The 13,330-nt window shown below is 45.7% G+C and carries 15 protein-coding genes; 1 reads left to right on the top strand and 14 read right to left on the bottom strand.

Annotation, left to right across the window (positions count from 1 at the left end; translation table 11 throughout):
• Genes LZT21_RS04075 through LZT21_RS04055 form a run of 5 tightly spaced genes read right to left on the bottom strand, consistent with a single transcriptional unit; the run spans position 1 to position 4,201 of the window.
• The gene (locus LZT21_RS04075; protein ID WP_233935819.1) at positions 1-720 is read right to left on the bottom strand and encodes a GntR family transcriptional regulator; all 720 of its coding nucleotides are present in this window, start codon (positions 718-720) and stop codon (positions 1-3) included.
• A gap of 11 nt (positions 721-731) precedes the next feature.
• Positions 732-1,901, bottom strand: a complete 1,170-nt coding sequence (locus LZT21_RS04070; RefSeq protein WP_233924385.1) for a UxaA family hydrolase — start codon at positions 1,899-1,901, stop codon at positions 732-734.
• A gap of 43 nt (positions 1,902-1,944) precedes the next feature.
• Positions 1,945-2,226, bottom strand: a complete 282-nt coding sequence (locus tag LZT21_RS04065; protein ID WP_304610428.1) for a UxaA family hydrolase — start codon at positions 2,224-2,226, stop codon at positions 1,945-1,947.
• 29 nt (positions 2,227-2,255) lie between these two features.
• Entirely contained in the window at positions 2,256-3,266 is a 1,011-nt protein-coding gene (locus tag LZT21_RS04060) for an Ldh family oxidoreductase (RefSeq protein WP_233989305.1), read from the bottom strand.
• On the bottom strand, positions 3,263-4,201 hold the full coding sequence (locus LZT21_RS04055; RefSeq protein WP_233935812.1) for a hydroxyacid dehydrogenase: 939 nt from the start codon (positions 4,199-4,201) through the stop codon (positions 3,263-3,265). The genes LZT21_RS04060 and LZT21_RS04055 overlap by 4 nt, the downstream gene beginning before the upstream one ends.
• Positions 4,202-4,328: 127 nt before the next feature.
• On the opposite strand from LZT21_RS04055, the gene LZT21_RS04050 reads away from it, so the two are divergent.
• Positions 4,329-5,330, top strand: a complete 1,002-nt coding sequence (locus tag LZT21_RS04050; RefSeq protein WP_233989303.1) for a tripartite tricarboxylate transporter substrate binding protein — start codon at positions 4,329-4,331, stop codon at positions 5,328-5,330.
• 70 nt (positions 5,331-5,400) lie between these two features.
• On the opposite strand, the gene LZT21_RS04045 is transcribed toward LZT21_RS04050, so the two are convergent.
• Genes LZT21_RS04045 through hisD form a run of 9 tightly spaced genes read right to left on the bottom strand, consistent with a single transcriptional unit; the run spans position 5,401 to position 13,226 of the window.
• Positions 5,401-7,131, bottom strand: coding sequence for an L-aspartate oxidase (locus LZT21_RS04045; RefSeq protein WP_233989301.1), 1,731 nt, complete (start codon positions 7,129-7,131; stop codon positions 5,401-5,403).
• Entirely contained in the window at positions 7,131-7,742 is a 612-nt protein-coding gene (locus LZT21_RS04040) for a fumarate hydratase C-terminal domain-containing protein (RefSeq protein WP_233935810.1), read from the bottom strand. Before LZT21_RS04040 ends, LZT21_RS04045 begins: the two co-directional genes overlap by 1 nt.
• 21 nt (positions 7,743-7,763) lie before the next feature.
• Positions 7,764-8,639, bottom strand: coding sequence for a fumarate hydratase (locus tag LZT21_RS04035; protein ID WP_233989286.1), 876 nt, complete (start codon positions 8,637-8,639; stop codon positions 7,764-7,766).
• Positions 8,640-8,645: 6 nt separating this feature from the next.
• Positions 8,646-9,008, bottom strand: coding sequence for a succinate dehydrogenase, cytochrome b556 subunit (gene sdhC / locus LZT21_RS04030; protein WP_233924354.1), 363 nt, complete (start codon positions 9,006-9,008; stop codon positions 8,646-8,648).
• Positions 9,008-9,394, bottom strand: coding sequence for a succinate dehydrogenase (locus tag LZT21_RS04025; RefSeq protein ID WP_233924353.1), 387 nt, complete (start codon positions 9,392-9,394; stop codon positions 9,008-9,010). The genes sdhC and LZT21_RS04025 overlap by 1 nt, the downstream gene beginning before the upstream one ends.
• Positions 9,379-10,110: a succinate dehydrogenase/fumarate reductase iron-sulfur subunit gene (locus LZT21_RS04020; RefSeq protein ID WP_233935808.1), complete on the bottom strand. Its 732-nt coding sequence runs from the start codon at positions 10,108-10,110 to the stop codon at positions 9,379-9,381. The genes LZT21_RS04025 and LZT21_RS04020 overlap by 16 nt, the downstream gene beginning before the upstream one ends.
• A 22-nt stretch (positions 10,111-10,132) precedes the next feature.
• Positions 10,133-11,140 carry a galactitol-1-phosphate 5-dehydrogenase gene (locus LZT21_RS04015; protein ID WP_233989284.1) on the bottom strand — a complete coding sequence of 336 codons (1,008 nt, stop codon included), beginning with the start codon at positions 11,138-11,140 and terminating at the stop codon, positions 10,133-10,135.
• 8 nt (positions 11,141-11,148) lie between these two features.
• A complete protein-coding gene (locus LZT21_RS04010; protein WP_233924350.1) occupies positions 11,149-11,916 on the bottom strand; it encodes an SDR family NAD(P)-dependent oxidoreductase in 768 nt (255 codons plus the stop codon).
• Positions 11,913-13,226, bottom strand: coding sequence for a histidinol dehydrogenase (hisD, locus tag LZT21_RS04005; protein WP_233989282.1), 1,314 nt, complete (start codon positions 13,224-13,226; stop codon positions 11,913-11,915). The genes LZT21_RS04010 and hisD overlap by 4 nt, the downstream gene beginning before the upstream one ends.
• Positions 13,227-13,330 lie beyond the last annotated feature (104 nt).

The raw sequence follows: 13,330 nt of genomic DNA, 5'->3' as shown, positions 1-13,330 counted from the left end.
CTAAACTACTAGCTCATTAAAGTATTCATGCTGCGTGGTATTTACGGTTGAAATACGCCACTCAATCGGCTCATCTTGTAAATTAAAAGCGACTCGACGAATCGTAATTACAGGCGATTGGGGTTTTAACTCTAGCCAACTTGCAAATTGCTTGCCTGCTAACCCAGCCCTTAAGCGTTCACGCGTGCGCGCTACCGACTGGCCATACTTCACTTGGTATAACTGATAAATACTGCCTTGGCGATTTTCAAAGATCGTTCGGGTTAAATTTTTAAAGCGTTTTTTATCAAGCGTAATTTGATCAATCATCACGCACTGCTCTTCTAGGTAAAGTCGATTGACAATACGCCAAACGGGCGATCCCTCTTTAATGTCCAGCTTCATTGCCTCCTCACGACTTGCTAAGGCGCTATTTAATGAGGCCAGCTCAACGCGCGGAGTAATTTTTTTATCGGCATCATGCCGCACAACATGAAAGAAGTAATACAGCTGACGCTTCGAGTCATGCTCGGCCTGAAAAGTACCCTTCCCTTGCCGCCGAATAACAATTCCTTCGGCTACTAACTCATCGACTGCCTTGCGTAATGTTCCAATCGAAACATCAAACTCTTGAGACAAATCTTTTTCTGCCGGCAAGGCCTGCCCAATGGGAAAACGGCCCCTGACCAAATCAGCGGTGATTTTTTGCTTCACCTCTTGATAGGCGGTCAGGGACTTCATACCGTTATAGCTTAAGCAGATTCATATAAACGCGTCATCACAAATTCACGGTGACCTAAAATTTCTGCTGCCGTTAATTCGCCATTAGCTGTACGCATTAAAGCATCTAATAATTTATCACCCGCAGAATCTAAGGTTTCTTCACGCCGCAATATTCCCGACACATCAACATCAATATGCTCTGACATGGTACGTACTGTCATTGGATTAGCGCAAAGTTTAATCACCGGTAGAATTGGATTACCAATTACATTACCTTGGCCAGTAGGAAACAAGTGGGCTGCAAAACCAGAAGCGGCACATAAAGTGACCATTTCGGCAGCGGCTGAAGAAGAGTCCATAAAATGCAAGCCCTTCATTGCTGGAACTTCAGCTTTATCCAATACGCCATCTACAATACATTTCTTACCGATTTTCTGAATATTGCCTAAGGCTTTTTCTTCAATCGTGGTTAAGCCGCCAGCAATATTGCCTTTGGTTGGTTGTGAATCCGATAAATCGCTGGTTTTATTCCGCTCAATCACATCTTGATAGCGATCGAACATAGCGCGAAATTGTTTTTTAACTTCTGGTGTGCGGCAACGTGCCTCAACCAAGTGCTCACCACCAGTTAATTCAGTAGTTTCACCAAACACAAGCGTTGAGCCAATTTCATATAATTTATCGAAAGCATTGCCTACTGCTGGGTTTGAAGCGCAACCTGAAGTGGTATCCGATTCGCCGCATTTGGTTGAAACCCATAACTCCGATAATGGCGCTGAGACACGCTGTTGCTTAGAAGCATGCTTCATCATCGCATAGGCGGCTTTACTCGCACTAGCAATGGTAGCCGTATCGCCATTACGCTCGATCCAAAACCCTTCAACTGGTTTGCCCGATTTTTTAATACCCTCAACTACTTTGCCAGTCCATTGGGGCTCGATACCAATTACCACCACGCCTGCTACATTCGGATTACAGCCTGCGCCAATTAGGGTACGGAAATGCAATTCCAAATCGGCACCAAACTGCAAGCGACCATAAGGATGGGGAATGGCAATCGTCCCTTTAATATTGTTAGCCACCGCTTCGCAGGCAGCATTCGACAAATCATCCAAAGGCAGGATGATGACATGATTACGAATACCCATGCGGCCATTTTCACGACGATAACCCATGAAACTTGCGTCTTTTAAATTCATCATTTTTTATCTCTTTCTTTTACTCTGATCAGGCGTTTATCAATTACCAGCGCTTGGTCTTTACATTTTGAACATGGGTATGCTCGCCTTTTTTAATCGGCGCAACCACCTTGCCAATATCAACCCCATATTTAATAATGGTGTCACCGGTCTTTAAATCTTGGAGGGCAATTTTGTGCCCAATAGGAATATCGCTCTCAGATTTAATTGTGACAGTGCTGTCCCCATCCATCACCCAACCAGTTAAGTCGGTACCTGCTTTAACACCCTCAACCACCACTACGCCAACGACGTCTCCTGGCTCATGCACGACGAAATGTATCATCAACTTCTCCTTTAAAAATCATTTAATTATTAAGTCTTCCACGACTGCTGAATGCCAGCCTGAATTTCCTCCAGTAAAGCATCGGGTACTTCGGTTCCAACTAAAAATGCTGCTGCACGTAAATTAAAACGGCGCTGCCCTGGCAAGCGCACGGCACGATCTTGTGCTACTTGCGCAAGAAAATTGTTCATGCGGCTTTGAAAAATACCTTTGCCAGAAAGGCCGGGATCAATCGTAATCAGTAACTGACCAAGGCGCGGACGATTGCCTTTAGCGTTAAAAAAGGAATCAGCCTCGTATGAAAATTGACTGCCAGATAAGCCAACTACCAGTAACTCAATGACAAGTGCTAATAAAGCGCCTTTGTCTCCACCTAAAGGCACCATTACACCTTGTAAACCGGCCTGCGGATCCGTCGTTGGCTTGCCATCAGCAGTGAGCGCCCAACCTGCGGGTATCGCTTCGCCTTTTTTGGCTGCAAGCAACAATTTACCCCGCGCCACTGCTGAGAGCGACATATCGATGACCAATGGATTGCTGTTGAGTACAGGAAAAGCAGCGGCCAAGGGATTAGTACCAAAAATGGCCTTACTTCCACCAGCCATCGGCATCGCTGCAGGGGTGTTGCCAAATAATAATGAAATATAACCAGCTCGTGCCGCAGCCTCGGTGTAATGCCCTGCCACGCCAAAATGATGGCTATTTGTTACAGCAACTATACCAATACCAAAGTTTGCAGCTAAGTTAACCGATAGGTCAGTGGCAAAGCGTAAGGCAGGAAAAGCTAAGCCATCGCGTGCATCAACTAAAGCTGCCGCCGATTTGAACATTTGTACTCGGGGACTTGCCTTGAGTGCAATCCGCCCACTCTTCGCATGCCCCGCATATTGCGCTACGCGCGCTAGGCCATGGGACGCTAGACCATCGGCTTCAGCTAGAGCTAAAAATTGCGCAGTTTCATATGCTGATTTAGCATCAATCCCCGCCGCTTGCAAACCTGAAGAGGCTAAATCAACGATTTGCTGAAAAGTAAGTTTCATATCGCCGAAGACCGAAAAAATTGGTTAACTTCTGTAGCAATCAATTGGCTCACCCGCTCATTACTTTCCACTGTCACTCCAGCAATATGCGGGCTTAAAATGAGATTTTCTAGGCCGGAAAAATGGCTTAAATTTTTGGCAGGCTCGCCCTCAAAGACATCGAGCGCAGCGCCGCCTAATTTTCCTGAGCGCAAATGTTCGGCCAAAGCGAGTTCATCGACAATACCGCCGCGCGCAGTATTAATGAGTAAAGCGCCTTGCTTCATCAAGCCCAAGGTTGCATGAGAAAACAAATTTTTGGTAGCGGGCAAAAGTGGTAAATGCAAACTAATGACATCACTACTAGCAAGCAAATCATTCAGGGGCAACAAAGGGATAGCCTGCTGCCCAATTTCAACCGCAGCCCCCGTTAACATCGGATCGTACGCCACACATTGCAAGCCAAAGGCATGCGCCTTATGAAATACCACCCTACCAATACTGCCAAATCCCACAATACCTAGCGTTTTGCCTGCCAATTCGTGGCAAATAGAAAAACGTGGCCGCGGCCACTTCCCTGCAAGGGTTTGCTCGGTAGCTGGTAAAAAACCACGACCCAAAGCAATAGCTGCCCCCAGCACGTATTCAGCAACCGATTCAGCATTTGCTCCAGTTGCAGGTATGACCTTGATATTGCGCGCAGCGCAAGCAGGTAAATCAATGTTTTCTAGACCCACCCCTAAGCGCCCTACCACCTTTAAGTTTGGTGCAGCAGCTAATAATTCAGCATTCACTTGAGTCAGATTACGCACAATTAATCCCTCAACATGCTGCAGTGAAGCAATTAAAGTAGCGGGCTGTTGATAGCTCTCCGGCTCGTAATGGACTTGATGGTGGGTTTTCAGGGCTGCCAAGGCTTGGCTAGAAATAAACTCGGAGATAAAAATAATTGACATATCTAAATCATATAGATGATTTAGATCACTTGCAATACCTAAGGATATAGTTCATAGTTACTGCAAGTGCTAAAAAGTAAGAAAATTAAAAAGTATCAATATAATTTATCCTCTTGGAGACATCAAAATGCTGTTAAATCAACTACTTAGCAAACTACGTACACAGCTTGCTTTTATCTTTACGCTGTTTGGCGGAATTTTTTTACTTAGCTATGGGCCTTTAGGCCAAGCGCAAAGTTGGCCCGATAAGCCGATCAAGTTAATTATTCCATTCGCCCCAGGGGGAACGACAGATATTTTGGGTAGGGCTTTGGCACAACAACTCTCCATCGTCCTGAAACAAAATGTCATTATTGAGAATCGGGCTGGCGCGGGCGGTAATATTGGCGCTGAAGCAGCAGCAAAAGCTCCAGCCGATGGCTATACCCTGATTTTGGCTTCAGGCAGCATGATGACTGTTAATCCATTTTTATATAAAAAAATGCCAGTTGACTATGCGAAAGACTTAACTTACATCACGACGGTTGCTGGCGGCCCCATGGTCTTGGCCGTCAATCCCAAATTACCAGTCAATAATGTCAAAGAATTAATTGCGCTAGCTAAAACGAAGAACTTAAATTTTGGTTCAGCAGGAATTGGCAGCCAAGTACATATGGCAGGTGAAAATTTTATTTATGCTGCCGGCATTCCTGCTACGCATATTCCTTACAAGGGTGAAGCGTTAGCAATGAACGACCTCATTGCTGGGCAAATTGATTTTATGCTGGGAAATTTTCCAGCAACCAATGGTTTTGTTAAATCCGGACAAGTTAAAGCATTTGGTGTCACTAGCAAAGCGCGCATGAAACAATTGCCTAATGTGCCTACCGTTGCAGAGGCTGGTGTACCTGGATTTGAAAATAATGGTTGGTTTGCCTTAGCTGCACCCATGGGCACACCGAATGTAATTCTTGAAAAGATTTACAATGCCACCGGCAAGGCCCTAGAGTCTGAAACAATGCAGGCTAGCCTAGAGCAAAATGGTTATGTTGGTTTTCTAACTAAGCCAAAAGAACTTGAGGCGCTAATTAAGGCCGAGTCGGCTACTTGGGATAAGGTAATTAAAGCCCGCAATATTCAGGCGCAATAATTTTGATTAACCCTTTCAGCTAAGCTGATTCATTTATTTGTATAAAGCTTAGCTGAATTACGCCTCTAATTTAAGCTTCTAATAAGATAGTTTCGCCAGGTTGAACACGCGTAAACATCACCTGGCGATTTTCAATATTGAGTTGGCCCTGGCGTAGATTAACTACAGTGTAATAAGAGCCTGCTAAATCACCCGCTTCTGGGAAGTCTTCACGATAATGCGAGCCTCGGGAATTTTCACGAGCGATCGCAGCTTCATTAATAGTGCGACTCACTAAAATTAAATTGCGTAAATTTAGCCAATCTTGCCAAGTCAAATTGAACTCGCGAGAATCGTTACCTACCCCAATGTCATTTAATTCTGCAGCTAATTGATCTAATCGCGTACGCGCCTGCAATAGACTTTCTTTGCTGCGCGAAATACCCACATCGTTCCACATACAATCTGCCAAGGCATCGCGCACCGATTCAATATTGCCCTGCACTGGCCTTAAAGGGGCTTCGTGTTCTTTCATACTGGTGATTACCGCATTCATATCGCAAGGTAATAATGATTTACCCAGTACATATTGCGCCATCGTCTCGCCAGCAATACCGCCAAAGACAGTGGAATTAGCCACCCCATTGCCGCCCAAGCGATTGGCACCGTGAACACCGCCAGTATCTTCACCTGCCGCAAATAAGCCTGGCAACGCAGTGCTGCAATCGGCGTTAAAGACTAAACCGCCCATCATGTAATGTGCAGTTGGTACGACCTCAACTAAGTCACCCGCCAAATCAAAACCACTATCAGCGCAACGCTCTACCATGCCTTTAAATAGTTTGCGTACATTCTCCGGCCCTAAGTGGCTCATTTGTATATAGACCCCGCCGTGCGGAGTGGCGCGCCCTGAACGAATTTCAGTATTAATGGCCCGTGACACAATATCCCGCGTGGCCCGTTCATTGCGAGAATCGTAATTACTCATAAAGCGCTCTTGCTTGCCATTTAACAAATATCCGCCTGCGCCTCTTAAACCTTCTTCTAAGACCGTCCCCGTCATTCGTGTTCCTGGGCCAGCTAACAAGCCGGTAGGATGAAATTGCACCATTTCCATATCGCGCAATTCAAGGCCAGCACGTAATGCCATAGCTAAACCATCGCAACTCTTGTCACCAGAAGGTGTGTGGTATTTATACATAGTAGGACCGCCACCAGTGGCTAACAAAACTGCCTTCGCGCGCACCAAGATAAATTCACCAGTACGCATATCGAGCATCAATACACCCGCTAACGATGTCCCATCGGCACTACGAATTAACTCGATAGCCCGATATTCTTCGAGGCGGTGAATGCCGCGCTGCCACACCTGCTCAGCTAAACGATTAATAATTTCAATACCCGTTAAGTCACCTTTATGTACCGTACGATCAAAAGTTTGGCCAGCAAAGGCTTTTTGATGAATCGTCCCGTCGGGGTTGCGATCAAAGAAACATCCCAGCTCATTTTCTAACTCATGAATACGTTCAACCGCAGTACTGACTAAAGTCCACGCTAAATCTTGGTCTGAGAGCCATTTACCACCCTCGATCGTATCCATAAAATGCCGCTCTACCGAATCACCTTCGGCTAGCGCAACGTTATAGCCGCCTTGAACCATGCGGGTACAGCCGGATTTTCCCAATAAGCCCTTCACGGCAATCGTAATATGTAAATTCGGATTTGCTTGATGGGCATGCAAAGCGGCAAATAAACCAGCACCACCTGACCCTAAGATGAGAATATCGGTTTCAATTATTTTCAATGGAAGAGTGGCATTCATCAAGAATCAATTCCCAAACTTTTCAATACTGCTAGCTTATTAATATTTACTTCGCTTTGAACATTTTGATAGATGCTGCCACCATAACTATCCATCGCTACTAATAAAGGGCCAAAATCACGAATCTTAAAGCGCCATAAGGACTCAGGATTTAAGTCATCAAGATCGACATCTTCAATTTGCTCAATCCAGGTCGTTTCTAGCGCAGCGGTGCCCCCAATAATGGCAAGATAAACGCCGCCAAATTCAATAAAGGCTTTTGCTGAGCTTTCACGCAAACCGCCTTTCCCAATGATGATGCGCACGCCATTTTCTGCCATTAATGGTTGGGTGAAGCGCTCCATCCGATCTGAAGTTGTGGTGCCAATGCAAACAGGTTCATAGCCTACGGGAAACTCTGTGCTAACTGCTACCTTACGAACATTGGGTGCAGTATGAATAACTGCATGACCATGTAAATCAAAACGGGTTTTTCGGCCCCGATCAAATAAATGAATTTGCGTAGCATCGCGAATACCGAAGAGCGTATTTTGCAGCGTCACCGTATCATTAATTCGTAGCTGACGAATCGCGGTTTCACTAACGGGAGTAGCTAGTTCGTAATGGGCCATTATTAACTAACCTGCGAGTGTTTAATACCCATATACAAGACCAGCTGGCGTAAAAGTAGCCCGCGCACGACGGGCTGAATGACATTGCATATTTACAGCTACAGGATTCATCGTAATATGGGTTGCAGCTACTTCAACCTGCACTGCAAATGCCGTCGCATCCCCCCCTAAGCCTTGCGGTCCAACTCCCAAATGATTCACCGCAGCGCTTAATTCAGTTTCCAATAAAGCGCCGTCAGTATCACTACAGGCTGTTCCCAATGGCCGAGTCGCAGCTTTTTTTGCCAATGCTACACATTGGTCTGAAGTTCCACCAACCCCTACACCCACAATGGTTGGTGGGCAAGTTTTACCACCAGCGGCTACCACACACTCGATCACAAACGCTTTAACACCTTTCATGCCCTCAGCTGGAATCGCCATTTTCAAGAAGGAATTATTTTCTGACCCGCTTCCCTTGGGAATCATTTCAATCACCAATGTTTCCGCATCCGCCATAAAATCAAGATGAATTGCTGGCATTTCAATACCGCAAGAGGTATGGTTGTTTTTACGAGTGATTGGATGAACCACTGAAGAGCGCAGTGGATATTCACGGGTGGCACGTTCACAACCTTGTCGAATTGCCGCTTTTAAAGCCATGCCATCAACCTGTACGTTACTGCCAATCTTCACATTATAGATTGGTAAACCGGTATCTTGACAGAGCAAATTATCGTCGCGCTCGGCAATTTGAATATTGGTAACCATCGTTTGTAAAACGACTTGTGCGCGGGCATCGGTCTCGATCGCTTTTAGTTGTGCTATGCCCTGCTTAATATCATCGGGCAGCATCTTGAGCGCGCGAATATATAACTGCTTACAGGCTTCTTCAACTTCCTTAAGATCAACTTGCATAAAAGACTATTCGCTTCCAAGATATAAAAATAATAAGCCACAGGCGATCGCCAAAATAATGCCCAACTGAATAGAGCCTTTACGTAAGCCCCGCCAAGGACCAAACTCAATCATTAATAAACGAATACCGCCAGTTAAATGTAAAGTTAAAAACATCACTAAAATCCATTCGCCAATTTTAAAGATAGGCATCTCTGTCAAACGTAAATATTGCTCAAGACCAGCCTGGCCTCGCAAGGACTGAGATAAAACAAAAAAATGGAGAGGAATAAACAAAGCTAAAGCTAAGCCAGATAAGCGATGTAATAAATACGCCCAATATGAAAGATGCGTTTTAGAGCGGAAGGAAACAACTGGCCGACTTTGCATTAGCTTGCGCCTCCTACTGCCAAACCCCATACTGCTGCGCTACCTAAAACAAGAATTAATCCGGCTAATAACCAAGCAAAAAAAATACTCCATTTCGACTGCGGAAAATGTTCTTGCAGAATATTAGCTAGACCAATGGGCGCATGAATAAAGCATGCTAAAACGAAAATTTCATAAAAGATGGCGAACAACCAGTTCCCTTGAGTGCGCCCTAAAATTTCACCTGCCGTAAGACCGCCTCGAATAGCATAAAAAATAATCGCTAGGTGAATTGCAACGCAGATACCTAAAACCATCGCGCTAATACGTTGCAGGTACCAGAGCTTAGCTTGCCTTACCCCGCCAGCTATCGATAACTCCTTACTTAAGTTTAGAGCTTGCCCCACTGGCTTCCCTTCATCGCCGCACGGCCAACTAATTTCTTTAAGCCAGCAATGCCAGCAGTAGGCTCTAGGGCCTTCGGGCAGCGCTCTGAACATTCTCCTTGGGTATGGCAGACATGACAACCCGCATCCCCAGCTACCGCTCTTAAGCGCTCGAGCTGCGAAGTATCACGCACATCATTGACTAATGTCCAAGCCCGATTCAATGCTGCAGGCCCTAAATAGGCTGGACGCAAGGCAACCACATCGCAAGAGGCGTAACATACTCCACAGCCAATACATTCAATACCGGCATTCGCTAACTGGCGCTCAGGGGAATCAGGTACCACAGTCGCAAAATCATCAAAACGGGTTTTATTACCTTTAAAAAATCCGCGCGCATCAGTCCATTTAGTAAAAAACTCGCGCATATCGGTAGCAAGGTCTTTAATCACTGGCAAGTTATTGAGGGGGGCAATTTCTAGGCTATCGCCATCGACGATATGCGAGACATGGGTACGGCAGGTCCAACGCGCTTTACCGTTAACTGTCATAGCACACGAACCACACATTCCTACTCGACAAGCAAAGCGATAGCTCAATGTAGGATCGAGTTTACGCTGAATATAGGTAACCACATCCAAAACGGTTTGATTGGGGTTACGCGGCACTAAATACTCGACAAATTCGCCAGTTTCAGCACCACGCCAAACTTTAACTTTCAAGGCTTGCTCAGACATAAAACAGATTATCGCAAATTAATTACAAAAATGGTTTAAGCAATACCTTTGCAGCGGCAGTTTTACCGGCATGAAGGTCAGCAAAGGCTTGGGGGCCCTCTTGTAAACCCCGTTTTTCTAGCCAACTAAGGTCGCCAAACACCCCATCATGGAGGAATTGCACCGTGGCCTGTAAATCAACGGTGGAATAGGTATAGGTTCCCAGTAAAGTAATTTCTGCGAGCGTCAGTTTACGCATATCGATTTCACTAGCCCAATCTTGTAGACCGACATGCATGACCACTCCACCTGGCTTCACACTGGCAAGAGCCAACTTGCGTGTTGCTGCACTACCAACACAGTCCATCACAAAATGATAATAATTTTCTTGCGCTGGTACTTCAAGTGGATTAAAAGTATTGCATGCCACTTGTTTAGTAATTGAGGCTCTGCGCAAAGCATTCACTTCAGCTAAATCTAAATGCAACACACCATCATGTTTTAGAAGCAGTGCTGCTAACATCCCAATAGCACCACCACCGATAATCAGTACGCGCCCCTCTTGAATCGGTCGCTGTAAGGCCTTCACCGATAAATTGATAGCATGTACTGCCGTTGCAGCTGGTTCAGTTAACGCTGCCGCATCAATATTCATATCCACCGGCAAAGAAATTAAAGAGCTTGCGGGAATACTCATAAATTCAGCAAACGCGCCCGGTCTGGTCATACCCACCATCGTACGATTGGCGCATAAATTATTTCTGCCCTGCAAGCAATATTCACAAGTGCCACAGGTAATCAGGGGATTTCCTGTTACGCGTTTTCCCACAGGAAAAGCGGGAGCTAGACTCTCGACTACCGTTCCAGCAAATTCATGGCCCATCACTAATCCAGGATTTCGCCGCGGGTCGTGGCCATGAAAGGCGTGCATATCACTGCCACAAATCCCAACAGATTCAATTTTTAATACCACTTCATGCGGAACTAATTCTGGATAAGGGCGCTCTAGAAATTGAATTTCATTTGGCTGGGTATAAACCAAGGCTTTCATGGGAAATCCTAACTTGAGGTATAGCCACCATCGAGCATGATGGTTTGACCAGTTAAATAGGCAGAAGCATCGCTAGCAAGAAAAATGGCTAGGCCATATAAATCTTCTAATTTGCCATTTCTACCGACTGCAGTGCGGCTAGCGTGTAATTGGACTAATTCAGGATTAGCAAATACAGGTGCGGTTAAGGCTGTCGGAAAGAATCCTGGGCCTATGGCATTGCAAGTAATGCCATGCTTAGACCATTCTTGCGCAATGGCACGCGTTAATTGCAAAATACCACCCTTAGCAGCGCCATAGGGAGCGCTATTTGGAAATGCCCGATAGCTTTGCAAGGAAGCAATATTAATAATACGGCCCCAATGTTGCGCTTTCATACTTGGAGCAAAAGCTTGAGTGAGAAAAAATGGTGCCGATAGCTGGAGATGAATTTGCCTTTCCCAGGTAGATGCTGAAACCTGCTCAAAAGATTCCCGTAAATTAATGCCAGCTGCATTCACCACAATATCAACTGTTGGATGTTGAGCCAAAACTGTACGACCTAATTTTTCAGCAGCAGCAATGGTTTCTAAATCGGCCACATAATATGAGGCCTTAATACCCGCTTGAGTTAATTTAGCGACCGCCTCAACTAATAAAGACTCGCGCCGCGCTACCAAGATCACTTCTGCGCCCGCTAGGCCAAATGCTTGCGCCATTGCCTCACCAATTCCACTGCTACCACCAGTAATCAGCGCAGTACGATTTTTTAAAGAAAAGAGATCGAGGGGATTCATAATTCGACAGGCACCCCTAAATCATATTGTTCGCCCGGAAAATATTTCGCCAAGCGGTCATCGGCTGTTCTGGCATGGGCTTCCATGCCTTCTAAGCGACTAATACGTGCAGTTACTAAGGCCATCTCTTTACTTGCGGCACGTGTCATTGTTTGCCAAGTCAAGGTTTTCATAAACTTATGTACCGACAAGCCACCCGAATATCGTGCCGCTCCTTTCGTCGGTAAAACATGATTGGGGCCGCTCGTTTTATCGCCGAAGGCAACCGTCGTTTCTTCACCAAGAAAAAGTGATCCATAGCAAGTTAAATGCTCTAGCCACCAATCAAGCTCTTGAGCGTGCACCTCAAGGTGTTCACTCGCATAGCGATCAGAGATGGAAACCATCTCATCTTTAGAGTCACACAAAATGACTTCACCGTAATCGCGCCATGCGCAAGATGCCGCATCTTTAGCAATGGGAGGCAAGGTATTAATCATTTGTGGTACCAACTCCATGACCTGCTTGGCTAAGACCGCTGAAGTGGTAAAAAGCCAAGCGGGTGACTCATGTCCATGTTCTGCTTGACCAACCAGATCACTCGCAACAATGTTTGGATCCGCAGTTTCGTCGGCAATGATGGCGATCTCCGATGGCCCTGCAAACACGTCAATTCCGACTTTGCCAAACAAAGCGCGTTTGGCTTCCGCCACAAATTTATTGCCAGGTCCCACCACTACATCTGCCGGCTTTCCAGTAAAAAGTCCAAAGGCTAATGAGGCAATGGCCTGCACACCGCCCAAAGTCATGATGACATCAGCACCAGCGGCTTTAAATGCATACAAGACATAGGGATGAATTCCGCCGCCACGAAATGGACTCGAACACGCAATAATATTTTTAACTCCCGCCGCCTTTGCAGTCGCTACAGTCATATAAGCTGAGGCAATATGAGCGTAACGTCCAGCAGGCGCATAGCAACCAACTACATTTACTGGCATTACCTTTTGGCCGGCAGTAACACCTGGATGTAATTGGGTTGAAAAATCTTGAATACTTTTTCTTTGGGCCACGGCAAAATCATGCACCTGCTTCACCGCAAAGTCGATGTCGCGCTTAACCTCAGCAGGCACAGTCTGAATAATGGCCGCAATGGCCGCTTCACTCATTACAATCTCACCAGTCCAATGATCTAGCTTCTCTGCATACTCTCTTACCGCCGCTTCGCCCTCCCGCTCAATGCGCGTCAGCATGGCATGAGCCACTTCTTGAGCTGTGGATGTTTCAGTCTCTGGAGTTTTGCTCGCTTTTTTTAAAAACTGGATTGCCATTTCTAAACCCTTAAAAATCAATATAAGACTAATCTCAAAACTAGGGCAAACAACACCCTAGCTTCAAAATTAGCAAATTCAGCGTTTCACCATATTGATCTGGT

It is taken from the genome of Polynucleobacter sp. IMCC 30228 (assembly GCF_021395205.1).
Classification (GTDB): Bacteria; Pseudomonadota; Gammaproteobacteria; order Burkholderiales; family Burkholderiaceae; genus Polynucleobacter.
The sequence above is the reverse complement of the archived record's forward strand: the minus strand, read 5'-3'. Positions and strand labels throughout refer to the sequence as shown.

Bases quoted from the DNA above. Each gene is read 5' to 3' on its own strand.
- LZT21_RS04075 (WP_233935819.1), bottom strand. From the start codon at position 720: ATGAAGTCCCTGACCGCCTATCAAGAGGTGAAGCAAAAAATCACCGCT.
- LZT21_RS04070 (WP_233924385.1), bottom strand. From the start codon at position 1,901: ATGAATTTAAAAGACGCAAGTTTCATGGGTTATCGTCGTGAAAATGGC.
- LZT21_RS04065 (WP_304610428.1), bottom strand. From the start codon at position 2,226: ATGATACATTTCGTCGTGCATGAGCCAGGAGACGTCGTTGGCGTAGTG.
- LZT21_RS04060 (WP_233989305.1), bottom strand. From the start codon at position 3,266: ATGAAACTTACTTTTCAGCAAATCGTTGATTTAGCCTCTTCAGGTTTG.
- LZT21_RS04055 (WP_233935812.1), bottom strand. From the start codon at position 4,201: ATGTCAATTATTTTTATCTCCGAGTTTATTTCTAGCCAAGCCTTGGCA.
- LZT21_RS04050 (WP_233989303.1), top strand. From the start codon at position 4,329: ATGCTGTTAAATCAACTACTTAGCAAACTACGTACACAGCTTGCTTTT.
- LZT21_RS04045 (WP_233989301.1), bottom strand. From the start codon at position 7,131: ATGAATGCCACTCTTCCATTGAAAATAATTGAAACCGATATTCTCATC.
- LZT21_RS04040 (WP_233935810.1), bottom strand. From the start codon at position 7,742: ATGGCCCATTACGAACTAGCTACTCCCGTTAGTGAAACCGCGATTCGT.
- LZT21_RS04035 (WP_233989286.1), bottom strand. From the start codon at position 8,639: ATGCAAGTTGATCTTAAGGAAGTTGAAGAAGCCTGTAAGCAGTTATAT.
- sdhC (WP_233924354.1), bottom strand. From the start codon at position 9,008: ATGCAAAGTCGGCCAGTTGTTTCCTTCCGCTCTAAAACGCATCTTTCA.
- LZT21_RS04020 (WP_233935808.1), bottom strand. From the start codon at position 10,110: ATGTCTGAGCAAGCCTTGAAAGTTAAAGTTTGGCGTGGTGCTGAAACT.
- LZT21_RS04015 (WP_233989284.1), bottom strand. From the start codon at position 11,140: ATGAAAGCCTTGGTTTATACCCAGCCAAATGAAATTCAATTTCTAGAG.
- LZT21_RS04010 (WP_233924350.1), bottom strand. From the start codon at position 11,916: ATGAATCCCCTCGATCTCTTTTCTTTAAAAAATCGTACTGCGCTGATT.
- hisD (WP_233989282.1), bottom strand. From the start codon at position 13,226: ATGGCAATCCAGTTTTTAAAAAAAGCGAGCAAAACTCCAGAGACTGAA.